At 71.0% G+C, this 23679-nt stretch carries 18 protein-coding genes; 6 read left to right on the top strand and 12 right to left on the bottom strand.

Features of this window, described 5'->3' with window-relative positions; all coding sequences use genetic code 11:
* Positions 1 to 68: 68 nt before the first annotated feature.
* Positions 69 to 674: a YdbC family protein gene (locus B7R87_RS25560; protein ID WP_006346153.1), complete on the bottom strand. Its 606-nt coding sequence runs from the start codon at positions 672 to 674 to the stop codon at positions 69 to 71.
* A 120-nt stretch (positions 675 to 794) separates the two neighbouring features.
* Here B7R87_RS25560 and B7R87_RS25555 point away from each other — a divergent pair, with 120 nt between their 5' ends.
* On the top strand, positions 795 to 1319 hold the full coding sequence (locus B7R87_RS25555; protein ID WP_006346154.1) for a TerD family protein: 525 nt from the start codon (positions 795 to 797) through the stop codon (positions 1317 to 1319).
* Positions 1320 to 1406: 87 nt separating this feature from the next.
* Here B7R87_RS25555 and B7R87_RS25550 read toward each other — a convergent pair whose 3' ends face one another.
* A complete protein-coding gene (locus B7R87_RS25550) occupies positions 1407 to 4304 on the bottom strand; it encodes a vitamin B12-dependent ribonucleotide reductase (protein ID WP_040913904.1) in 2898 nt (965 codons plus the stop codon).
* Positions 4305 to 4480: 176 nt separating this feature from the next.
* Positions 4481 to 4993 carry a transcriptional regulator NrdR gene (nrdR, locus tag B7R87_RS25545; RefSeq protein ID WP_006346156.1) on the bottom strand — a complete coding sequence of 171 codons (513 nt, stop codon included), beginning with the start codon at positions 4991 to 4993 and terminating at the stop codon, positions 4481 to 4483.
* An 814-nt stretch (positions 4994 to 5807) separates the two neighbouring features.
* Between nrdR and lexA the strand changes: the two genes are divergently transcribed.
* Positions 5808 to 6602 (top strand): transcriptional repressor LexA, encoded by a 795-nt coding sequence (lexA, locus tag B7R87_RS25540; RefSeq protein WP_006346157.1) that lies wholly within the window; start codon positions 5808 to 5810, stop codon positions 6600 to 6602.
* A 179-nt stretch (positions 6603 to 6781) separates the two neighbouring features.
* On the opposite strand, the gene B7R87_RS25535 is transcribed toward lexA, so the two are convergent.
* A complete protein-coding gene (locus tag B7R87_RS25535; RefSeq protein ID WP_040913898.1) occupies positions 6782 to 8752 on the bottom strand; it encodes an ATP-dependent DNA helicase in 1971 nt (656 codons plus the stop codon).
* Positions 8753 to 9205: 453 nt separating this feature from the next.
* Here B7R87_RS25535 and B7R87_RS25530 point away from each other — a divergent pair, with 453 nt between their 5' ends.
* Together B7R87_RS25530 and B7R87_RS25525 are read left to right on the top strand one after the other, a co-directional pair.
* Positions 9206 to 10381 (top strand): trypsin-like serine peptidase, encoded by a 1176-nt coding sequence (locus B7R87_RS25530; RefSeq protein ID WP_006346159.1) that lies wholly within the window; start codon positions 9206 to 9208, stop codon positions 10379 to 10381.
* A 144-nt stretch (positions 10382 to 10525) separates the two neighbouring features.
* Positions 10526 to 11758, top strand: coding sequence for a trypsin-like serine peptidase (locus tag B7R87_RS25525; protein ID WP_006346160.1), 1233 nt, complete (start codon positions 10526 to 10528; stop codon positions 11756 to 11758).
* A 133-nt stretch (positions 11759 to 11891) separates the two neighbouring features.
* Here B7R87_RS25525 and hflX read toward each other — a convergent pair whose 3' ends face one another.
* The 6 genes from hflX to miaA form a co-directional block, all read right to left on the bottom strand.
* The gene (gene hflX / locus B7R87_RS25520; RefSeq protein ID WP_006346161.1) at positions 11892 to 13382 is read right to left on the bottom strand and encodes a GTPase HflX; all 1491 of its coding nucleotides are present in this window, start codon (positions 13380 to 13382) and stop codon (positions 11892 to 11894) included.
* A gap of 219 nt (positions 13383 to 13601) precedes the next feature.
* Positions 13602 to 15230 (bottom strand): M1 family metallopeptidase, encoded by a 1629-nt coding sequence (locus tag B7R87_RS25515; RefSeq protein WP_006346162.1) that lies wholly within the window; start codon positions 15228 to 15230, stop codon positions 13602 to 13604.
* 64 nt (positions 15231 to 15294) lie between these two features.
* A complete protein-coding gene (locus tag B7R87_RS25510; protein ID WP_006346163.1) occupies positions 15295 to 17454 on the bottom strand; it encodes a RelA/SpoT family protein in 2160 nt (719 codons plus the stop codon).
* Between the two features lie 154 nt (positions 17455 to 17608).
* Entirely contained in the window at positions 17609 to 18562 is a 954-nt protein-coding gene (dapF, locus tag B7R87_RS25505; RefSeq protein ID WP_006346164.1) for a diaminopimelate epimerase, read from the bottom strand.
* Positions 18563 to 18633: 71 nt separating this feature from the next.
* On the bottom strand, positions 18634 to 19074 hold the full coding sequence (locus tag B7R87_RS25500) for a hypothetical protein (protein ID WP_006346165.1): 441 nt from the start codon (positions 19072 to 19074) through the stop codon (positions 18634 to 18636).
* A 105-nt stretch (positions 19075 to 19179) separates the two neighbouring features.
* Entirely contained in the window at positions 19180 to 20118 is a 939-nt protein-coding gene (gene miaA / locus B7R87_RS25495; protein WP_006346166.1) for a tRNA (adenosine(37)-N6)-dimethylallyltransferase MiaA, read from the bottom strand.
* Between the two features lie 181 nt (positions 20119 to 20299).
* On the opposite strand from miaA, the gene B7R87_RS25490 reads away from it, so the two are divergent.
* On the top strand, positions 20300 to 20602 hold the full coding sequence (locus tag B7R87_RS25490; RefSeq protein ID WP_100249074.1) for a hypothetical protein: 303 nt from the start codon (positions 20300 to 20302) through the stop codon (positions 20600 to 20602).
* 91 nt (positions 20603 to 20693) lie between these two features.
* Complete coding sequence (locus B7R87_RS25485; protein ID WP_006346168.1) at positions 20694 to 20951, top strand: antitoxin; 258 nt, start codon at positions 20694 to 20696, stop codon at positions 20949 to 20951.
* A 109-nt stretch (positions 20952 to 21060) separates the two neighbouring features.
* Here the strand turns inward: B7R87_RS25485 and B7R87_RS25480 are convergent, their stop codons facing one another.
* Positions 21061 to 21768, bottom strand: a complete 708-nt coding sequence (locus tag B7R87_RS25480; RefSeq protein WP_006346169.1) for a class III extradiol dioxygenase subunit B-like domain-containing protein — start codon at positions 21766 to 21768, stop codon at positions 21061 to 21063.
* Between the two features lie 193 nt (positions 21769 to 21961).
* Positions 21962 to 23482: a tRNA (N6-isopentenyl adenosine(37)-C2)-methylthiotransferase MiaB gene (gene miaB / locus B7R87_RS25475; protein ID WP_040913899.1), complete on the bottom strand. Its 1521-nt coding sequence runs from the start codon at positions 23480 to 23482 to the stop codon at positions 21962 to 21964.
* Positions 23483 to 23679 lie beyond the last annotated feature (197 nt).

Here is a 23679-nt window from a genome sequence, read left to right as displayed (position 1 = left end):
GGGACGGCCCATCCGGCGTACGCCCCGGAGGGACGCCCGGAACGTGGCACCGCCGCGGGATCCGGCGATCAGACCGTCCACGAGGGTTCGAGCTGGACGACGTCTCCGCTGAGCGCCGCGACGTCCGCCTCCGTCTGGGCCCGCGACAGCAGCCGCTCCACCCGTTCCTTGCGGTACTTGCCGTGCTCGGCCTCGGACTGCCACATCGACATCACGAGGAACTCGTTCCCCGGTGCCTCGCCGAACAGCCCGCGGACCATCCCGGGCGATCCTGCCATCGCCGGGTTCCACACCTTCTCCTGCATGAGCGCATAGTGCGCGACCCGTTCTTCGCGCACCTTGCAGTGGGCGACCCGCACCACATCGGCGCCCGTGAACAGCGGTTCGAAGCCCATTTTCACATCGAAGCGGTGGTCGAAGAGCCTGACCTGGGCATCGCGGTAGGTTCCCGCCTGCCCGGAGGCCAGCCGGCCGTGCGCCCGGGCCATGAAGGAGTCGTAGAAGGCCCGGCTCTCCCAGAAGGCGAAGACATGCGCGACCTGGGGCCGCCCCCTGCTCCAGCCCCCGCCCTGGCCCCGGAATCCCGGCTCACCCAGCAGCCCCGCCCATTTCCGCTGCCCCCGATCGAAGCCACGACGGTCGATCACGGTGCAGCGAATCCACTTGACCAGCACCGCGCCATCGTACGGCCCGGAACATGGCGTACACCCGCCATTCCCTCGCCTCGCGGCCCCACGAGCGGATACGGTCAAGGGACGGAGAGTTACCGGCAGTTGTTGGGGAAGGGATATGTGGTGAGCAGCCCGAACAAAGGCGTCCGCACGGTCGAAGTGGCCCTGCGCTGGGATCCGAGCCCCCTGGGACGGTCACCGCACGATCTCGACATCGTCGCCGCGACCTATCGCAAGGACGCGCCGTCCGGGGACCCGGCGTACGTCGTGCACTTCGACAGCCGCTCGCCGGACGGCACCATCAGCCTGACCCGGGACAGCCGCACCGGTCAGGGCTTCGGCTCGGACGAGGTGATGAAGCTGGAGCTGGAGCGGCTCGCCCCCGAGTACGGACGGGTTCTCGTCGGAGTGGTCGTCCAGCAGGCCCACGGCCGGCTGGCCTTCGCGGAGGTGGCGAACACCCGGGTCACGATGGCCGAGGGCTACACCGAGCTGGACAGTGTCGACTTCTCGTCGGTGCCGGACGCGACGGCGGCGGTCATAGCCGAGTTCGTCCGCAGCGACACGGGGAGCTGGGTCTTCCACGACGGGGTACGGGGCTTCGATACCGACCCCGAGGGTTTCGTCAGCCTGATGGGCCGCGGCTGATCCATCTCCGGCGGCCGGTGCCCGGCGCCTCCCGGGCAAACGGCCCGGGGCGCCGACCGGAGACCGGTCGGCGCCCCGGGCGCCGGATCAGCTGCAGCCGCTCGTGGACCCGCAGCCCTCGCAGATGTAGCAGGACCCGGCCCGCTGCATCTTGGTGCCGCAGGAGAAGCAGAGCGGAGCATCGGCACTGATGCCCAACTGCATCTCGACCAGTTCGGCCGAGGTGTGCGGCGCCTGCTGAGGTGCGGGGATCGCCGCCTTCGGCGCCGGAACGGGCGCCGGTGCGACGTCCTGCTGACGCGGCGCGGACTGGGCGAGCCCCTCCACGTCGACCTCGTCGTCCTCGATGGACGGCTCGTAGGAACCGGTCTCCAGGTGGCGCTGACGCTCCTCCGCGGAGTGGATCCCCAGCGCCGAGCGGGTCTCGAACGGCAGGAAGTCGAGCGCCAGGCGGCGGAAGATGTAGTCGACGATCGACTGCGCCATCCGCACGTCCGGGTCGTCCGTCATACCGGCGGGCTCGAAGCGCATGTTGGTGAACTTGGAGACGTAGGTCTCCAGGGGCACGCCGTACTGCAGGCCGACCGAGACGGCGATGGAGAAGGCGTCCATCATGCCCGCGAGGGTGGACCCCTGCTTGGACATCTTCAGGAAGACCTCGCCGAGACCGTCGTCCGGGTAGGAGTTGGCGGTCATGTAACCCTCGGCGCCGCCCACGGTGAAGGAGGTGGTGATGCCGGGACGGCCCTTCGGCAGCCGCTTGCGGACCGGACGGTACTCGACGACCTTCTCGACCGCGGACCGGATGGTCTCCTCGGTCTTCTCGGTGATCTCCGCCTTCTCCTTCTCCTTGGTCTTGGCGGAGAGGGGCTGGCCCACCTTGCAGTTGTCGCGGTAGATCGCGAGCGCCTTGACGCCCATCTTCCAGGCCTCGAAGTAGATCTCCTCGACCTCTTCGACGGTCGCCGACTCCGGCATGTTCACCGTCTTGGAGAGCGCACCGGAAATCCAGGGCTGGATCGCGGCCATCATCCGGACATGGCCCATGGCGGAGATGGACCGCTCGCCCATGGCGCAGTCGAAGACCTCGTAGTGCTCGGTCTTCAGGCCGGGGGCGTCGACGACGTTGCCGTTCTCGGCGATGTGGGCGACGATCGCTTCGATCTGCTCGGGCTGGTAGCCGAGGCGGCGCAGCGCCTGCGGCACGGTGCCGTTCACGATCTGCATCGAGCCGCCGCCGACCAGCTTCTTGAACTTCACCAGGGCGAGGTCGGGCTCCAGGCCGGTGGTGTCGCACGACATGGCGAGACCGATGGTGCCGGTCGGCGCGATGACGGAGGCCTGGGCGTTGCGGAAGCCGTTCTTCTCGCCCAGGCGGATCACGTCCTGCCAGGCCTCGGTGGCAGCGGCCCAGATCTGGGTGTCCAGGTCGTCCACCCGGACGGCCTTGGTGTTGGCGTCGGCGTGCTGCTGCATGACGCGGTTGTGGGGCTTCGCGTTCCGGGCGTAGCCCTCGTAGGCGCCGACCACGGCGGCCAGCTCCGCGGAGCGGCGGTACGACGTGCTCGTCATCAGCGAGGTGATGGCACCCGCCAGGGCCCGGCCGCCGTCGCTGTCGTAGGCGTGGCCCGTGGCCATGAGCAGGGCGCCGAGGTTGGCGTAGCCGATGCCGAGCTGACGGAAGGCTCGGGTGTTCTCGCCGATCTTCTGCGTCGGGAAGTCGGCGAAGCAGATGGAGATGTCCATCGCCGTGATGACCAGCTCGACGACCTTGGAGAAGCGCTCGACGTCGAAGGACTGGTGGCCCTCGCCGTCGTCCTTGAGGAACTTCATCAGGTTCAGCGAGGCGAGGTTGCAGGACGTGTTGTCCAGGTGCATGTACTCGCTGCACGGGTTCGAGCCGTTGATCCGGCCGGACTCGGGGCAGGTGTGCCAGTGGTTGATGGTGTCGTCGTACTGGATGCCGGGGTCGGCGCAGGCCCAGGCGGCCTCGGCCATCTTGCGGAAGAGTGCCTTGGCGTCGACCTCCTCGATGATCTCGCCGGTCATCCGTGCGCGCAGCCCGAAGCGGCCGCCCGACTCCACGGCCTTCATGAACTCGTCGTTGACCCGGACGGAGTTGTTGGCGTTCTGGTACTGGACGGACGTGATGTCGTCACCGCCCAGGTCCATGTCGAAGCCCGCGTCCCGCAGGGCGCGGATCTTCTCCTCTTCCTTGACCTTGGTCTCGATGAAGCTCTCGATGTCGGGGTGGTCGACATCGAGGATGACCATCTTGGCCGCGCGGCGGGTGGCGCCACCGGACTTGATCGTTCCGGCGGAGGCGTCGGCTCCGCGCATAAAGGAGACCGGACCGGAGGCGTTGCCGCCGGAGGAGAGCAGTTCCTTGGAGGAACGGATCCGGGAGAGGTTCAGACCGGCGCCCGAACCTCCCTTGAAGATCATTCCCTCTTCCTTGTACCACTCCAGGATCGACTCCATGGAGTCGTCCACGGCAAGGATGAAGCAGGCGGACACCTGCTGCGGCTGGGGCGTGCCGACGTTGAACCACACCGGGGAGTTGAAGCTGAAGATCTGGTGCAGCAGGGCGTAGGCCAGCTCGTGCTCGAAGATCTCGGCGTCGGCGGGCGAGGCGAAGTAGCTGTGGTCCTCGCCGGCCTTCCGGTACGTCTTCACGATCCGGTCGATCAGCTGCTTCAGACCGGTCTCGCGCTGAGGGGTGCCGACAGCGCCGCGGAAGTACTTACTGGTGACGATGTTGACCGCGTTCACCGACCAGAAGTCGGGGAACTCGACGCCACGCTGCTCGAAGTTGATCGAGCCGTCGCGCCAATTGGTCATGACGACGTCACGGCGCTCCCAGACCACCTCGTCGTACGGGTGCACGCCGGGGGTGGTGTGGACACGCTCGATGCGCAGGCCCTTGTTCGCCTTGGCTCCCTTGGCTCGGGACCCTCGTGCGGGACCGCTCGTCGTCTCTGTCATGCCGCCTCCCATTTACGGGCAAAAACGCCCTGAAGTGCCCAGATCTTCCCGTGGCACTGCCTGTCTTGGATACCGTGCGCGCCGAGCGCTCACGGTCGGTGTTGTTCGCCGGACTGCCGCCGCTCCCGGCCGGCCGGATGCCCGGCGAGCCGGGCCCGGACCGCCGTGCGGTCGCGTCAGTCGGTGGCGCGGGCGGGAACGGGCACCTCGGGGGCCCCGTCGTTCCCGTCCTCCGCGGCCGGTGGCCGCCGCACCCGGAGCTCCGCGATGGCGGCCTCGAAATCTTCGAGCGAATCGAACGCCCGGTAGACGGATGCAAAGCGCAGGTACGCGACGAGGTCGAGTTCCTGCAGGGGGCCGAGTATGGCCAGACCCACGTCATGGGTGGTCAGCTCGGCGCTTCCGGTGGCGCGCACCGCCTCCTCGACCCGCTGGCCGAGCTGGGCGAGGGCGTCCTCGGTGACCGGCCGCCCCTGGCACGCCTTGCGCACGCCGGAGATGACCTTGGTACGGCTGAAGGGCTCCGTGACTCCGCTGCGCTTGATCACCATGAGCGAGGCGGTCTCGACCGTCGTGAAGCGGCGGGAGCAGTCGGGGCACTGACGGCGGCGCCGGATCGACGTTCCGTCGTCGGTCGTGCGGCTGTCCACCACACGGCTGTCGGGGTGCCTGCAGAAGGGGCAGTGCATGGTTCCCAAACCCTCCCTGACGGCACGACTGAACAGCCCCGGCAAACACGGCCGCAGCCCTTCGGAGCAAGCCCAAGCATAGGCGATGGCCTGAGCCTTGGAGCACCGGGGACCACAACTTGTGGGCGGCACCCCCAATCCAACCACTACATATGGGGTTTGCCCGGGATACCTCGCACGACGCGTGTCGCGCGGGGCGGATTGGTCGCGGACGGCGTACGCCCGGTGACACCACGGCACCACCGCACGACGCACCATCGGAGGCGCGGTTCGCGGCATGCTCCGCGCCGGGACCGGTATACGGCACGACGGGTGTCGATGGGGGCCGCCACGCGGTACGGCGCGGACCGCATCGGCATCCGGCACATGGTGGACAGCGGGATGACGGGGCCGGTGCACACAGGAACGGACGCGCGAAACCCGCGGCCGGGTCGGGCCCGGTCACGAGAGTACGGGACACGCGGCGGATCCGCCGATTCCGGGGTGGCGGATGCAAGACTGGACCCCACTGGAGCCCGTTGGACCCTGTGGAAGCCCGTTGAAACCCATGGGATCCCAACGACACGGCCCATCCGGATGTCGGATCCCGGCCCACCGAACACCGGACACCGGCCCCGCCTCCGGGCCGGACGACCGGTCCGGGCCGCCGCACGGCGGCCGCAGACGTCGATCCGGAGCCACCCTCAGACACATACACCCAAACGCATGTCCACGTAAGGCAATCAGCGTTTTTTCACTCGAACGTGTGTTTGGCGCAACCTTTCGAAACCAACTACCGTTGTTCAGCCAGGGAGACCATTCGAGAGGGGCCGACATGACCACCACCGCAGACAGTGCCATCTTCACCGCCCATGACCGCCCCCAGAGCCGATTCGAACCGGTGCGCGCCATGAGCGACGCCGCCACGGCCGCAGAGGGCTCGGAGCCCTCCCGGCCCACGCGTGCACTGCCCGGCCGGCCTCCAGGGATCAGGGCGGACAGTACGGGGCTCACCGATCGGCAGCGGCGGGTCATCGAGGTCATCCGTGACTCCGTGCAGCGGCGCGGCTACCCGCCGTCGATGCGGGAGATCGGTCAGGCGGTGGGGCTCTCCAGCACCTCGTCCGTCGCCCATCAGCTGATGGCGCTGGAGCGCAAGGGCTTCCTCCGCCGCGACCCGCACCGCCCCCGGGCGTACGAGGTCCGCGGCTCGGACCAGCCCAACACTCAGCCCACGGACACCACCGGCAAGCCCGCCGCGTCCTACGTTCCGCTCGTGGGCCGGATCGCGGCCGGCGGCCCGATCCTCGCCGAGGAGTCGGTCGAGGACGTGTTCCCCCTGCCGCGCCAGCTCGTCGGCGACGGAGAGCTTTTCGTGCTGAAGGTCGTCGGCGACTCCATGATCGAGGCCGCGATCTGCGACGGTGACTGGGTGACCGTCCGCCGTCAGCCCGTCGCGGAGAACGGCGACATCGTCGCCGCCATGCTGGACGGCGAGGCCACGGTCAAGCGCTTCAAGCGGGAGAACGGCCATGTGTGGCTGCTCCCCCACAACGCCGCCTACCAGCCCATCCCCGGCGACGAGGCGACCATTCTCGGCAAGGTCGTCGCCGTGCTGCGGCGGGTGTGACACCCGTCCGCCCAGACCGGCCCCGGGACCCACTGCGCCGGTCCCGGGGCCCTGAATTCATCCGGCCCCTTCCCTGCCGCCCGCCGGGCCGTCGCACGACGGCCCGGTGACCGGGGCCCGGCGGACCAGGTCGTCCCTCGTGGACCTTGCCCGGCTCGCCCGATCCACAGGGAAACTCCTCAGGTCTGATCAGCCTTCGCCGCAGCGTCGATCGACGCCAGCGAGCGCCGCACCTGATTGCGGTCGGTGGTGTACCAGAAGTCCGGCAGCGAGGCCCGCAGAAATCCGCCGTAGCGCGCATTGGCCAGCCGGGGATCGAGAACCGCGACGACGCCCCGGTCCCCCGTCGCCCGTACCAGGCGCCCCGCTCCCTGGGCCATCAGCAGGGCCGCATGAGTGGCCGCCACGGCCATAAAGCCATTGCCGCCGTCCTCCTCGACCGCCTTCTGCCGTGCGCTCATCAGGGGATCGTCGGGCCGCGGGAACGGAATCCGGTCCATGATCACCAGCTGGCAGCTCGGCCCGGGGACGTCGACGCCCTGCCAGAGCGAGAGCGTGCCGAAGAGGCAGGTGCCGGGGTCGGCGGCGAAGTTCTTGATCAATTCGCCGAGGGTCTCCTCTCCCTGGAGGAGAATCGGATGGTCCAGCCGGGAACGCAGTTCCTCGGCGGCGGCCTGAGCGGCCCGCATCGAGGAGAACAGCCCCAGGGTCCGGCCGCCGGCCGCCTCCACCAGCTCCGCGAGCTCGTCCATCATGTCCGTGCGCGAGCCCTCCCGGCCCGGCGTGGCCAGATGGCGGGCAACATAGAGGATGCCCTGCTTGCGGTAGTCGAACGGCGAGCCGACGTCCAGGCCCTTCCACTGCGGGACGTCATCGCCCTCGGTCCCTTCGGGAGGCAGCCCCAGGGACGCTCCGACCCCGTTGAAATCGCCACCGAGCTGGAGCGTCGCGGAGGTCAGCACCACCGAGCGGTCCGTGAACAGCTTCTCCCGCAGCAACCCGGACACCTTCAGCGGTGCCACCCGCAGGGAGGCTCCGAAGCGGTCATGACGCTCGTACCAGACGACGTCGAACTCGGACCCCTGAGTGATGCGCTCGGCCACATCGTGAACGGTCTCCACTGAGGCCAGAGCCTGCTTGCGTACCGCGTCCTCGTCCTGGACCGACTTGTCGCGGGTGGATCCCAGCGCGGAGATCACATTGCGGGCGGCATCCCTCAGCGCCAGCAAGGCATAGCCCAGATCCTCCGGAATCTCTTCGAGCCGCCCCGGCAGCGCCAGCTCCATGACCCGTTCAAAGGTCTCGGCCGCCGTCTGCAGGGAGTCGGCCACCTTCTCGTTCACCAGCTTCGCGGACCGGCGGACGGCACGGTTGACCTGGCCGGGTGTGAGCTCGCCGGTGGCGGCGCCGGTCACCCGAGAGACCAGCTCGTGCGCCTCGTCGATGATCAACACCTCGTGCGGAGGGAGCACCGGCGCCCCCTCGATGGCATCAATGGCGAGCAGGGCGTGATTGGTGACGACGACCTCCGCGAGCTTGGCACGCTCCCGGGCCATCTCGGCAAAGCACTCCGCTCCGTACGCGCATTTGCTGGCGCCGAGGCACTCCCGGGAGGAGACCGACACCTGGCCCCAGGCCCGGTCGGAGACACCGGGGGTCAGCGCGTCCCGGTCGCCGGTCTCGGTCTCGTCGGCCCAGTCCCTCATCCGCAGGAGGTCCTGCCCGAGCTTGCTGGTGGGGGCCGCGGCCTCGAAGGGGTCGAACAGGCCTTCCTCGTCGTCCTGCGGAACGCCCTCGTGCAGCCGGTGCAGGCAGAGGTAGTTCGACCTGCCCTTCAGCATGGCGAACTCCGGCCGCCGGCGCAGCAGGGGGTGAAGCGCTTCCACCGTGCGCGGCAGATCGCGCTCGACGAGCTGCCGCTGCAGTGCCAGCGTGGCAGTGGCGATGACGACCCGCTCCCCGTGGGCCAGGGACGGCACCAGATAGCCGAGCGACTTTCCGGTACCGGTTCCCGCCTGGACGAGCAGGTGGGAGCCGTCCTCGACGGCTTCGGCTACGGCCTCGGCCATGCTGACCTGACCAGGGCGTTCCACCCCGCCGACGGAGGCTACGGCGGCATGGAGGAGTTCGGGGAGGGATGGCTTCGTCATAGGCCGACCACCATACGTGCCACGACTGACAGCGCGTCCCGATCCCGGTGGATCCACTCCCACGAGTGCGGTGGGCCCGGCCCCGGGGGATCCGTGCCCCTCGGCGGGGGCCATGAGCGCCGGGCGGTGCGGAAGGAGCAGGAGGTCTGCTGTTGCGCTGTAACAGCTGCGTCGCACATCGGGTACGGCTCCCCCACCGCGCCCACCGGGGCTGAACACTGTCGCTGCGGCACCCGTACCCCGTACGTACCGACGGCTGCGGATCGGGACCGACGGCGTTCCGGAAGTTCCTTGTACGGCCCCGCCGTTCCCGGTGCCCGGTGACCTTGTAAGGTTCCCGGCGGCTCCGTCGGGCCGTCACGGCAGGTCGCCGGGCGGACCGGACCGGACCGGACCGGCTTCGCACCGGACCGGCAACCACCGAAGCACCGAAGCTCACCAGGGGGATCAGACATGCGACCCATTCGCCCGACGCTGGCGGCGGCCTCCATCGCCGTGGCCCTCGCGCTGACGGCCACCGGCTGCGGCGGCAGTGAGAACTCCGCGGGCGGCGGGGCAGAGCTGCCCACCGGCCTGCCCACGGACGCCGCCGGAATCCCCATACCCGACGACCTGAAGAACCGGCTCAAGGAGCACGGGCTCGACATCGACGCCTGGCGCAACGGCGAGTGGAAGAACTGGGACCGGGACACCTGGCTCCGCGAGGCCAGGGACTTCATCAACCCCATCATCGAGGGCCTGTGGGACCCGGACCGCATGCGGGACGCCGAGAAGCCGGAGCAGCCCACCGACAACGACATCTCCGGCGACCAGGGGGTCACCGATCCCACGCCGCGCCGGATCGAAGCCCGCCCGGTGAAGGCCCCCTACCGCACCAGCGCGCCCACGGCGGGGAAGGTCTTCTTCGACGGCCCCAAGGGCTCGATGGTCTGCTCCGCCACGGTGGTGAAGGACCCGGCCAACCCCGGCAAATCCAATCTGGTGTGGACCGCCGGACACTGCGTCCACGCGGGCAGCAAGGGCGGCTGGTACCGCAACATCGCCTTCGTCCCCTCGTACAACGATCAGGCGAAGCCCACGGCGCGGTTGGAGAGCTCCCCGAAGACCGAGGTCGCTCCGCACGGCGTGTGGTGGGGTGACTGGGCCCAGACCTCGGACCAGTGGATCAAGGAAGGCGCCACCTCCGGCGGCCGCGGCGCGCCCTACGACTTCGCCGTCATCCACGTCACACCCGAGAAGGGCGGCACGGGCAAGTCTTTGGAGGAGACGGTCGGTTCGGCGGTCGACGTGGACTTCGACGCCCCGGCCACCTCGAAGATCGCCCGGATGGAGGCGACCGGCTATCCGGCGGGACCGCCCTTCGACGGCCAGCGGCTGTTCCAGTGCGCCGACCGGCCCGGCCGGCTCTCCGTCAAGACCGACCAGCCGACCATGCACCGCATCGGCTGCACCATGACCGCCGGTTCGTCCGGTGGCGGCTGGCTCACCGAGAGCACCGGCGGAAAGCCGGTCCTGGTGTCCAACACCTCCATCGGCCCGGTGTCGGGCGGCTGGCTCGCAGGTCCGCGCCTCGGCAAGGAGGCCAAGGGCGTGTACGAGGCGGTCAGCAAGAAGTTCGCGGGCCGCTGAGTCGGACCTCGGCCGCAGAAGACGCCCCGGGTGCCCCCGCGCCCGGGGCAACCCGGCGGGCCTTCGCCCCACCGGCCCCGTGCCCCGTCTCCGTCTCCGTCTCCGGGGATGCCCGTCCCGTACCACCCAGGAGTTCCGTCCCCCATGCGATCCATACGCCCGCTGCTTGCCGGCGTCGGCCTGGTCGGCGCACTGACGCTCACGACGGCCTGCGGGCTGAACGAGAACCGGTCGTCCGGCGAGCCGGAAGCCGTTTCGTCCCCGGCCGCCGGACCCGGCACTGCCGCCCCGCCGCCACCCGCCGCCGTACCGTCTCCGACCGCCGAACACCCCGCGACCACCTCCCCGAACCCCTCCCCCGCCCGGTCCGGGGACTCGCGCCGGAGCGGGACGGCCGACCCGAAGTGGCGCGCGGGCGGGTGGAAGGACTGGGACCGGGGCACCTGGCGCCGTGACTCGGACGATTTCGTCAACCCCGTGATCGACGATCTGTGGAAGCCCGACCGCATGGTCACGGCCGAGCCGCCGGACCGTACCGTCGAGCCCGACACCGACCCCGTGGTGGAGGACGGCTCGGACCCGGAGCCCGCCGCCGTCGAGGCCCAGCCGGAGCGGACCCCCTACCGGCAGCATGCGGCGACCTCCGGCAAGGTCTTCTTCGACGCCCCCGAAGGCACCATGGTCTGCTCCGCCACGGTCGTGAAGGACCCGGCCAACCCCGGCAAATCCAATCTGGTGTGGACCGCCGGACACTGCGTCCACGCGGGCAGCAAGGGCGGCTGGTACCGCAACATCGCCTTCGTCCCCGCCTACAACTCCGGCGGTCTGCCGGCCCGGGAACTGGCCGCCGCGGCCCCGGAGGACGTGGCCCCCTACGGCACGTTCTGGGCGGACTGGGTCGCGACCTCCGACCGGTGGATCGCCACCGGCAACCCCGCGGACGGCACCGGAGCCCCCTACGACTACGCGGTGCTGCACGTCAAGCCCGAGGACGGCACCGCTTCCCTTGAGGAGACCGTCGGATCCGCCCTGGACGTCGACTTCGCGGCCCCCGAGGCGCACCGGGTCACGTCCCTCGGCATCCGGGGCTACCCGGCGGCGGCACCGTACGACGGGGCCCTCATGCACTCCTGTACGGACCGGCCCGGGCGGTTCGCCTTCGACACCGCCGCCCCGGTGATGTGGCGCATGGGATGCACCATGACCGGCGGCTCGTCGGGCGGGGGCTGGGTCACCGACCGCGCGGGGACACCGGTCCTGGTCTCCAACACCTCCATCGGCCCGGCCGACCCGGTGTGGCTGGCGGGACCCCGGCTCGGCAAGGACGCCGAGCGCGTCTACACCTCGGTGAGCGCGAAGTACGCAGCGCAGCCCTGAGACCGGGCGCGTCGGCGGACCGCCCCGCCGACGCGCGGCAGCGCCGTAACAACGCTCACCGAAGGAACGACTGCGCCCGGCCCCTTGTGCAAGGGGCCGGGCGCAGTCGTCTTGTCCTGAGAGGCGGTACGGCTCAGCTTCCGACGAGGGCGTACGGGGCCAGCGCCGAGGCCAGCTCCTCGTGGACCCGGGCCTTGAGCAGCGTGCCCTCCGAGGTGTGCTCCTCGGAGAGGATCTCGCCGTCCGCATGGACCCGGGAGACCAGGCCTCCCTCGGTGTACGGCACGAGGGCTTCGACCTGGACCTCCGGCCTCGGGAGTTCGAGGTCGATCAGGCCCAGCAGCTCCTCGATACCCGCACCGCTGCGCGCGGATACCGCGATCGCCCGCCGCTCGATGCGCAGCAGTCTCTGGAGCACCACCGGATCGGCGGCGTCCGCCTTGTTGATCACCACGATCTCGGGGATGCCGACGGCGCCCACGTCGCGGATGACCTCGCGCACGGCGGCGAGCTGCTCCTCCGGCACGGGGTGGGATCCGTCGACCACGTGGAGGATCAGATCCGCGTCGGCGACCTCCTCCATCGTGGAGCGGAAGGCCTCGACGAGATGATGCGGAAGATGGCGGACGAATCCGACCGTATCGGCCAGGGTGTACAGGCGGCCGCCCGGCGTCTCGGCCCGGCGGACCGTCGGGTCCAGGGTGGCGAACAGGGCGTTCTCCACCAGGACACCGGCGCCGGTGAGCCGGTTGAGCAGGGAGGACTTTCCGGCGTTGGTGTAACCGGCGATGGCAACCGAAGGAACCTTGTTACGGCGCCGCTCCTGCCGCTTGATCTCGCGGCCGGTCTTCATCTCCGCGATCTCCCGGCGCATCTTCGCCATCTTCTCGCGGATCCGCCGCCGGTCCGTTTCGATCTTGGTCTCACCGGGGCCGCGGGTGGCCATACCGCCACCGCCGCCGCCACCCATCTGCCGGGACAGCGACTGGCCCCAGCCGCGCAGCCTGGGCAGCATGTACTGCATCTGGGCGAGGGCGACCTGCGCCTTGCCCTCACGGGACTTGGCGTGCTGGGCGAAGATGTCGAGGATCAGGGCCGTCCGGTCGACGACCTTGACCTTGACGACGTCTTCGAGGTGGATGAGCTGGCCCGGGGAGAGTTCACCGTCGCAGACGACCGTGTCCGCGCCGGACTCCAGGACGATGTCGCGCAGTTCCAGGGCCTTGCCCGAGCCGATGTAGGTGGCCGGGTCGGGTTTGTCGCGGCGCTGGATGACGCCGTCGAGCACGAGGGCGCCCGCGGTCTCCGCGAGGGCGGCGAGCTCCGCGAGGGAGTTCTCCGCGTCCCGCACCGTGCCCGAGGTCCAGACACCGACCAGGACGACCCGCTCCAGACGCAGCTGGCGGTACTCGACCTCGGTGACGTCTTCGAGTTCGGTGGAGAGGCCCGCCACACGGCGCAGTGCCGCGCGGTCGGAGCGGTCGAACTGTTCGCCGTCCCGCTCTCCGTCGATCCCGTGGCTCCAGGCGACGTCCTCTTCCATCAGGGCATCGGCCCGAAGGCTCTCGGTGCGCGTCTGAGCGGAGTTCCGCTGGTCCTGGGAAGGGGAAGAAGAGGAGGTCATTTGATCCTTACGTCGGTGGGAGAAAACGTGCGCTCGGGCGACCGAGCGGGGTCGTGCCGGAAGGGGTCCGTCACAACCTCTTCCGGTACGGCCTTCGTCAGTCACAACGCGTAACGGTCCCGGTTGATTCCCGCCCGGCCGGATCGGTGGATCCGCCGGGAGGGCCGGGCCCGCCCGCTGCGCCGACCCCTCGATGGTCGCACGGCGTGCTCCGGCCCGTCACCCCGGTTTCACCGCGGACCACGGACCGTTTTCACCGCGGACCACGGGCCCGGAGCGCGGCACGGTCCCGGGCTCCGTCGGCCGTACCGCTTCGGGCGCCGTCCGGGTCCCGGTCTGCGGCGGGGTGCTCGTCCAGTCCGGGTGACCGGGCATGGGCGGCGTCTGCTCCCCGTACAGCCATCCCTGGAAGAAGGGGCCGAGATCGCGTCCGGCGATCCGGGACGCCAGCCGGGCGAAGTCGGTGCTGCCCGCCGTACCGTCGCGGTACTCGCGCACCCAGGCCCGTTCCACGCGGTCGAAGGCGTCCGTTCCGATCGTCTGCCGCAGGGCGTACAGGACGAGTGCCCCACCGTCGTACACGATCGGCCGGAACAGGCTGATCTTCCGGCCGGGCTCGGGGGGCCGGGGCGCCGCCGGAGGGCCGCCGTCCGCCCGCCACTGGTCGGAGCGCCGGTACGCCTCGCGCATGCGCCGCTCCAGGGTGTAGCCGCCGAGTTCGTCCGCGTAGAGGCTCTCGTACCAGGTGGCGTGTCCCTCGTTGAGCCACAGATCGGACCAGGCGCGCGGGGTGACGCTGTCGCCGAACCACTGGTGGGCCAGCTCGTGCACCATGATCGAATCGACGTACCACTCGGGGTATCCGGCGGTGAACAGCGACCTCTCGAAGAGGGAGAGGGTCTGTGTTTCCAGTTCGAAGCCGGTGTTGGCGTCGGCGATCAGCACCCCGTACGTCTCGAAGGGGTAGCGGCCGACTCTGCTCTCCAGCCACTCCAGCTGGGCGGGGGTCTTGCGGAGCCAGGGCTCCAGCGTCTCCAGGTCGGCCAGGGGCACCACGTCGCGCAGCGGGAGCCCGCGCGGCCCCACGCGGGTGGGTACGGCGGACTTCCCGATGGACACCTGCGCCAGTTCGGTGGCCATGGGGTGGCGGGTGCGGTACACGGATGTGGTGGTGTCGCCGTTGTCGGTGGTCCGCTTCCGCACCCCGTTGGCGACCGCAGTGAGTCCGTCGGGGACGGTGATCCGGAATGTGAAGTACGCCTTGTCGGCGGGGTGGTCGTTGGAGGGGAAGACCCGGTGGCCGGCGTCGGCCTGGTTGGCCATGGCCAGACCGTCGCCGGTACGGACCCAGCCGCCGGCGTTCCGGGGGCCGGTCGGGTCGCTGGTGTGGCGGACGGTGATCCGGGCGCGCGAGCCGCGGTCCAGGGGCCGGACGGGCTGGACGACGAGGTCCTCTTCGACACCCGCGAAGTCCGCCGGTACCCCGTTCACCTCGACGGAACGGACCGTTCCATGGGTGAAGTCGAGGTTGAGACGCTCCAGCCGCTGGGTGATCCGGGTGTCGAGGACGGTGACGGCGTCCAGCGGTTCGGTGTTGCTGCCCCGGTAGTTCAGGGCGATGTCATAAGCGACGACGTCGTAGCCGGGGTTGCCGAGATAAGGGAAGAGGGGGTCCCCGATGCCCAGGGGGACCGGGGCGGGCGGCGGCAGGGCGGCGGCGACCAGGGCGGCGGAAGCAGCTCCGAAGACGGTGGCCCGCAGCAGTCCGCGGCGTACCCGCGGCGGCCGGGGGGACCGGGTGATCCCGAGGAGCCGGCGGAACGGCCGGGCAGTCGTGGTGGACGGCATGTGCTACGGCTACCAGCGCATCGCGGCCCGTGTGCGGCGGCGCGCTCCATATCGCCCGAACGGGTCAGCCGGTGGCCGCCGGATGCTGAGTGCGGCTGACGTCGTACACCCCTGGTACGCCCCGCATCGCCCGCATCAGAGACGGCAACTGGGCTGCGTCCGGCAGTTGCAGGGTGTACGTGTGCCGGACGCGCTGTTCGCTGGGGGGCTCCACGGTCGCGGAGACGATGGCGGCGCCCTGGGTGGCGATGGCGTCCGTGAGATCGGCGAGCAGCCGGGCGCGGCCGAACGACTCGGCAACAAGGGTGACCCGGCAGCCCGTGGCATCGCCCCAGCGCACCGGGACGGGTTTCCGGTCGAGCGAACGCATCCGGCCGACGGCGGGACATTCCTGGCGGTGTACGGTCACCACGCCTCCGCGTACGGGGAAGCCGGTGACGGCGTCGGGGGGAACGGGCGTACAACATCCGGCGAGCCGTACGACCGCATCGGTGTCGGTGTCCTCACCCACCAGGTCGACCAGGGCGTTCGTGCCCGTCGGCGGGTCGACGGCGACGGGCACGGGCCCGCGGGGCGCCGCGGCGGGCAGGTCGGTGCCTCCCGGGTGGGCCTCCAGCCAGGTCGTGATGGCGATCCGGGCGGCGGGGGTCCTGGCATGGTCCAGCCAGTCCGGCGAGGGACCGGAGGCCGTTTCCCTGGACCGTTCACGGGCACCGTCGTCAACGGCGTCGTCGCGGGCATCGTCGTCGGCGCGCAGCAGATGGACCGTGTCACCGTCTTTGAGGACCGTCCCCAGGGCGGCCAGACGGCCGTTGACGCGGGCGCCGATGCAGGCGTGGGCGCGTTCGCCGTACTGCGCGTAGGCGGCGTCCACGCAGGTCGCTCCGGCGGGCAGGCCGAGCATCCCGCCGTCGGCCCGGAAGACCGCGATCTCCCGGTCCTGGGCGAGGTCGGCGCGGAGGGAGCTCCAGAAGGCGTCGGAGTCGGGGGTGGCCTCCTGCCAGGCGAGGAGGCGGGAGAGCCAGCCGGGCCGGGTGGGGTCGGCGCGCTCGCCGTCGGCCGCGGGGGCGGATTCGGCGGCGCCTTCGGCCGGGGAGTACGGATTGCCGAGGGCGATCACTCCGGCTTCGGCAACCCGGTGCATCTGGTGGGTGCGGATGAGGACTTCGGCGACCGCGCCGTCCGGGCCGGCCACCGCGGTGTGGAGGGACTGGTAGAGGTTGAACTTGGGGGCGGCGATGAAGTCCTTGAACTCGGAGACCACCGGGTTGAAGCAGGTGTGCAGCTCACCGAGGACTCCGTAGCAGTCGGCGTCCTCGGCGACCAGGATCAGCAGCCGTCCGAAGTCGGTGCCGCGGAGTTCGCCCCGTTTGGCGGCGACCCGGTGGACGGAGAGGAAGTGGCGCGGCCGGAGGTGGACCTCGGCGGTGATGCCGGAGTCCCGCAGTACAGCGCGGAAACGTTCCGCGACTTCGTCGAGCACGGCCCCGGCGGCGGTGTTGTCCGCGATGAGCGCGCGGGTCCGCTCGTACTCGGCGGGGTGGAGAATGGCGAAGGCCAGGTCTTCCAGTTCGGTCTTGAGGGCCTGCACACCGAGCCGTTCGGCTAGCGGAATGAGTACGTCCCGGGTGACCTTGGCGATCCGGACCTGCTTCTCGTGGCGCATCACCCCGAGAGTGCGCATGTTGTGCAGCCGGTCGGCGAGTTTGATGGACATCACCCGGACGTCGTTGCCGGTGGCGACGAGCATCTTCCGGAAGGTCTCGGGCTCCGCGGCGGCCCCGTAGTCGACCTTCTCCAGCTTGGTGACCCCGTCGACGAGGTAAGCGACTTCGGCGCCGAACCCGCGCTCCACCTGGTCGAGCGTCACCTCGGTGTCCTCGACGGTGTCATGGAGGAGAGAGGCCGTCAGGGTCGTGGTCTCGGCGCCGAGTTCGGCAAGGATCAGGGTGACGGCCAGCGGATGGGTGATGTACGGCTCGCCGCTCTTGCGGAACTGGCCGCGGTGGGACGATTCGGCGAGGACGTACGCCCGGTGCAGCGGGGCGAGATCCGCGTCCGGGTGGTGGGCGCGGTGCACATCGGCCACATGTCCGATGGCGTCCGGCAGGCGGTGCCGGGCGGCCGGGCCGAGGAGTGCGGCACGCCCCAGTCGGCGGAGGTCGAGCCGGGGCCGGCCGCGTCGGCGGCTGTGGGCACCGGGATTGGCGGCCTCTGCACTCATGGGGCACCTCCGCGCGGGGACTTCGGAACGCTGGGCCCGGCGGTCGGCGGAGCGGTCGTGCCCCCGGGGCCGGTGCTTGATGCTACCGAGCCCACCACGTGGAGCAGTCCGGCTCTCGCCGAGCGTGAACCGGATCACCCGTTCGAGCGAAGCTCTATCCGTCGGTGGTTTCGGAGCGTACGAGCAGGGCAGCTCCGATGTGACCCTCTGCGACGATCACAGCGGGTCCCGTCATCTCGATCTCCCCGTCGGACCGCTCCGTGATCACCAGCCGTCCGCCCGGCAGATCGACGGTGTACGTGACGGGGAGTCCGGTCACCGACGGATCGGCGCCGTCGCGGCGCGCGGCCGCCACGGCCACCGCGCAGGCGCCCGTGCCGCAGGAGCGGGTCTCGCCGGAGCCTCGTTCGTGCACCCGCATGGCGACGTGCCGGTCGCCCCGGTCGACGACGAACTCGACGTTCACGCCGTGCGGATAGACCGCGGCGGGGGCGTAGGCGGGCGCGGCGTACAGCTGTCCGGCGTGGTCGAGGTCGTCGACGAAGGCGACGGCGTGCGGATTGCCCATGTCGACATTGCGCGCGGGCCAGCTCCGGCCGTCCACGGTGACGGTGACGCTCTTCTCCGGCAGGAGCGCCCGGCCCATGTGGACGGTGATGTCGCCGCCGTCGGGGTCGTCCGCGGTGCCCTTGGCGATATGGACCTTCTTGACCCCGCCGCGGGTGGCCACGGCCAGTTCGCCGGGTCCGGTGTGGCCCGCGTGCTGGAGGTAGCGGGCGAAGACCCGGACGCCGTTGCCGCACATCTCGGCGACCGAGCCGTCGGCGTTGCGGTAGTCCATGAACCACTCGGCCCGGTCGGCGTGGCGGCGGGCCTCCGGGTGGGCGGCGGAGCGGACGACGTGGAGTACTCCGTCGGCGCCGATCCCGGCCCTGCGGTCGCACAGCCGGGCGACGTCCCGTGGGGACAGGTCGAGGTCGTTGTCCGGGTCCGGGACGATGACGAAGTCGTTCTCGGTGCCGTGGCCCTTGAGGAAGGCGACGGGCGCCGTCCGGTGACCGGTCTGCTGCGGGTGCCGCTGGGGCTGTGCGGTGCTCACGCCGTCCATCGTACGAGCTGCGCCGTCGTGGTGGATCGGACCGGGCTCGACGGGGGGCCGCCGCGGGCGTGGGCGGCTGCTCAGCGCAGGCGGGCGACGCGCCAGACGGCCAGGGCGACCATCAGGGCCGCAGCGCCGACGTAGAGCGCGAGGACCCGCCAGTCCGGGCGCTCGCCGGAGCCCCGGGACGGCAGCCCGGGCCAGGTGTGGCCCACCCGGCGGGCGGCCATCACGCCCCAGCCGGCGGCGCAGCAGCTGATCAGGAGCCCCAGCATGGCGACGACGGCACCCGTCTCGCCCGTACCGAAGGCGAGCGGAAAGGCGAACATCAGTGAGCCGACGGCGGCGAGGACGACGATGGGCGCGAGCTGCCAGATCCTCAGCCGGCGCGCGGGGCGCAGCTCGACCTCGACCTCCGCGGCGATGAGCTCTCCGTCGTCGGGGCCGTCGGAGCTGAGCCCGGGCGCGCCGTCGACGGCGTCGCGGGGTTGCTGCTCGGTGTCGTGAGGGCCGGCCTCCATCGCCACGCGCCCTCCCAACTCGGACTCCACGTCGATCGTTGCTCGATGATGGCACGGCCGGGACGGCCCGGATGACGGGCATGGCGTCCCGATGCCATCACGTGATCAGGCTGTAACCGCTCGTTCGATCAACGCCAGCGCCCGATGCGGAAGTTCCGCGCGGTCCTCCGCAGCCCCACTGAGCCAATGCACCCGGGGATCCTTCCTGAACCACGAATCCTGACGGCGTGCGAAGCGTTTGGTGGTGCGTACGGTCGCCTCGCGCGCCTCCTCCTCGGTGCACTCCCCCGCCAGCGCGGCAAGGATCTGCTGGTAGCCGAGGGCGCGCGAAGCGGTGAGCCCGTCCCGCAGGCCCTGCTTCTCCAGGGCGCGCACCTCGTCGACGAAGCCCGCGTCCCACATCACGTCGACGCGTCGGGTGATGCGTTCGTCGAGCTCCGGGCGGGCCACGTCGACACCGATCTGGACGGTGTCGTAGACGGACTCGTGGCGGGGGAGATTGGCTGTGAAGGGCTTTCCCGTGATCTCGATCACTTCGAGGGCGCGGACGATGCGGCGGCCGTTGCCGGGGAGGATCGCGCGGGCCGCTTCGGGGTCGGCGGCGGCGAGCCTGGCGTGCAGTGCCCCGGGGCCGGACTCGTCCAGTTCGCGCTCCAGCCGGGCCCGGACCGCGGGGTCGGTGCCGGGGAAGTCCAGGGTGTCGACAGCGCCGCGGACGTACAGTCCGGAGCCGCCGACCAGGACCGGTGTCCGGCCCTCAGCCAGCAGCCGGTCGATCTCGGCCCGGGCGAGCCGCTGGTACTCGGCGACGTTCGCGGCCTCGGTGACGTCCCAGATGTCCAGGAGGTGGTGCGGGATTCCCCCGCGCTCCTCGACCGTCAGTTTGGCGGTGCCGATGTCCATCCCCCGGTAGAGCTGCATGGAGTCGGCGTTGACGACCTCGCCGTCGAGCTCTCGGGCAAGGAAGACACCCAGATCGGACTTTCCGGCCGCAGTGGGACCGACGACGGCGATGACCCGCGGGGCGGGGGCTGCACTACTCACCGTCCCAGTCTCCCAAACCCGGCGCCGTGTCCCCGAACGAGCGAGGTGACGGGGCGGCCGGGACTTCGTTCCTGTTGCGGAGTCGCGGGCACCGGTTTGCGGACCCATGGGCCCGGACTGCGCGACAGGGCGCTCCGGGCGCCGCGGATCGCGGCCCGCACAAGGAGCTGATGGAGTGCTGATGAGCGTTTTCTCATGGTTGGGCCGGAAGAAGAAGGCGAAGCAGGAGGCGGAGACGGAGTCGGCGGGGACACCCGCCGGGGATACGGCGCAGTCGGCCGGGGCCGATGGGGAATCCGGCGAGGCGCAGGGGGCGGACGGCGGTGCCCCGGCCGCGGACGAAAGCACGGCGGCAGCGGCGGACGCGGAGAAGGCCCCGGACGGCACGGCGGAGACGCCGGCCCGGGCAGGCGTGGAGATCCCCCGCCAGCAGTCGGCGGGCGACATCGAGGGCAGCGAGGCCGGGGAAGGCGCCCGGCAGTAGCCGGTCGCCCCGCATGATCCGTCCCGAACGCGAAACCGGCGCGGATTTGTCACACTGGATGTCACCAGTCGCTCACGAGGGAAGGTGGCCCATGGGTCTCATGGACACGCTGAAGGCCAAGCTCGCCCCGGCCAAGGAGAAGGTCTCCGACCTCGCGCAGCAGCACGGGGGCAAGATTGAGCACGGTCTGGAGAAGGCCGCCAAGGCGGTCGACTCACGGACCAAGGGCAAGTACAGCGACAAGATCGAAACGGGGACCGGCAAGGCCAAGGAGGCCCTGGACCGGATCGCGCACAAGGACGACGGCGGCACTCCTCCGCCGCCCGCCTCTCCCCCGCCGGCCGCCTGAGGCCCGGCCCCGTTCCCGGTCACGGCCGAGGGCCGCGGAGCATGCCGCTCCGCGGCCCTCGGCCGTTGTTCGGGGCCCGGTCCGCCGATGCCGGTGGCCGCTGCTCCGTTCAGGTCCAGGTGGCGACGGTGTAGCCGACTCCGTACGGGGCGTCCTCCGCCAGAAGGGTGCCCGTCGGCCGGGTGCCGTCGGCCGCTCCGGCCAGGATCTGCCAGGGCGCGCGGCCCACGGCCTTCAGCTCGTGGGCGAGGGTCGCGTCGAGCGCCGTGAGGGCGGCGATATCGGCCTTGCCGAGGGCCTGCGCGGCGGCTGCGTCGAATGCGGCGGCGCGCTCGTCGAGATACCCGGGCGCCTTGAGCGTCCGGCAGGCGCTGCCGTCGCCCATGACCAGCAGGGCGACCCGGGGGGCCCGGGCGGCCGTCTCCCGGCCCGTGACGGCGCACTCCTCGGCCCCGAGCCGTTCGTCGACCGCGAGCCCTTCGACGGGGCAGTGCGGCCCGTCGGCCCGGGCAAGCAGCCAGGCGCCGACGGCGAGGGAGTACGGCAGGGGCCGCCCGCCGGGCTCTCCGGGTCCGAGGCGCACTCCGAGGTCGACGCCGAAGCCCCGGAAGTTGCCGGTGGCCCCGGACGGATAACGGCCGAGCGCGTCCGGCCCGGCGGTTCCCACCACGACGAGCAGCTCGGGGTCGGCCGCTGACAGGGCTGCGACGGCGTCGAGACACGCTGTCCGTACGGGGTCGAGTTCGGCGGCGGCACCGGCGGCCACCTCGGGGACGAGGAGGGGCGGACACGGGCACACTGCGGCGGCGACAAGCATGATCGGCAGCCTAGTGCGTGCGTCTGCGGGTTCCCGGGGCCGGTCGCCACCGGTGCCGCGGTACGGAAGCGGGGCCCGGGGCCGGGCGGCTGCCGCCGGATGCGGCGCCGCCGTACCTGATCCGGGCCGGGTGTCCCGTACCCCCGTGCTCGCGTACTTCCCGTACCCCCGTGTTCTCGCGGGTTCCCGTGCCTCAGACCGCGCCGCAGGCGGGCGCCGAGGCCGCAGGCAGGGGCGCGGGGACGCCGACCGAGGGCAGGCCCAGCATGACCCCGGCGGCTGTCGGCGCCGGCGCTTCGTTCCGCTTCTGCCAGGCGTCCCCGGCACGGGTGCGCCGCACGGAGGACACGGGTCCCTCCGCGAGCAGGTGGTGCGGGGCCGCGTAGGTGATCTCGACGGTGACCACATCGCCCGGCCGCACGTCCTCGTCGGGCTGGGTGAAGTGGACGAGGCGGTTGTCGGGTGCCCGGCCGGAGAGGCGGCGGGTGGCGCCGTCCTTGCGGCCCTCGCCCTCGGCGACCATCACTTCGAGGGTCCGGCCGACCTGCTTCTTGTTCTCGTCCCAGGAGATCTCCTCCTGGAGCGCGACCAGCCGCTCGTAGCGCGCCTGCACGACCTCCTTGGGGATCTGCCCGTCCATGGTGGCCGCGGGGGTGCCGGGGCGCTTGGAGTACTGGAAGGTGAAGGCGTTGGCGAAACGGGCTTCGCGGACCGTGTGCAGCGTCTGCTCGAAGTCCTCCTCGGTCTCGCCGGGGAAGCCGACGATGATGTCGGTCGAGATGGCGGCGTGCGGGATGGCGGCACGCACTTTCTCGATGATCCCGAGGAAACGCTCCTGCCGGTAGGAGCGGCGCATGGCCCGCAGGACCGCGTCCGAACCGGACTGGAGCGGCATATGGAGCTGGGGCATCACGTTCGGCGTCTCGGCCATGGCGGCGATGACGTCGTCGGTGAAGTCGCGGGGGTGCGGGGAGGTGAAGCGGACGCGCTCCAGGCCCTCGATGCCCCCGCAGGCGCGGAGCAGCTTGCTGAAGGCCTCGCGGTCGCCGATGTCGGAGCCGTAGGCGTTGACGTTCTGGCCGAGCAGGGTGATCTCGGAGACGCCCTCGGCGACCAGCGCCTCGATCTCCGCGAGGATGTCGCCCGGCCTGCGGTCCTTCTCCTTGCCGCGCAGCGCGGGGACGATGCAGAAGGTGCAGGTGTTGTTGCAGCCCACGGAGATGGAGACCCAGGCGGCGTACGCGGACTCGCGGCGGGTCGGCAGGGTCGAGGGGAAGGCCTCCAGCGACTCCGCGATCTCTACCTGCGCCTCTTCCTGCACCCGGGCGCGCTCCAGGAGGACGGGCAGCTTCCCGATGTTGTGCGTACCGAAGACGACATCGACCCAGGGGGCGCGCTTGACGATCGTGTCGCGGTCCTTCTGCGCGAGACAGCCGCCGACGGCGATCTGCATACCGGGGCGCTGCGTCTTCCGGGGGGCGAGCCGCCCGAGGTTGCCGTAGAGCTTGTTGTCGGCGTTCTCGCGGACCGCGCAGGTGTTGAAGACGACGACGTCCGCGTCGCCGTCGGAGCCCTCGGGGGCGCGGACGTATCCTGCGCCCTCCAGCAGGCCCGAGAGGCGCTCCGAGTCGTGGACGTTCATCTGGCACCCGTAGGTACGAACCTCATATGTACGTGTGGCATCCACTGCGCCGCTCCGGTCCCTGCTGCTCATGCAACAAGAGTAGGCGTTGTCCGGCGTGCCCCCGGCCGGAACCCGGGCGGAGGGCGGGCGGAGGGCTCACCGGGGCCGGGCAGGGGCCGGACACCGGCAGGCAGCGGGTGGGCACCCGGTGGGCCTCCGGCGGGGAACGGCCCCGGGGCGGACCCCGCCGGAGGTCGGGATTCCATCTCTGGCGAGTCCTCGCCATC

The sequence above is a fragment of the Streptomyces tsukubensis genome (assembly GCF_003932715.1).
Taxonomy (GTDB): Bacteria; Actinomycetota; Actinomycetes; order Streptomycetales; family Streptomycetaceae; genus Streptomyces; species Streptomyces tsukubensis.
Note: the sequence above shows the minus strand (reverse complement) of the source record. Positions and strands in the feature narration are given on the sequence as shown.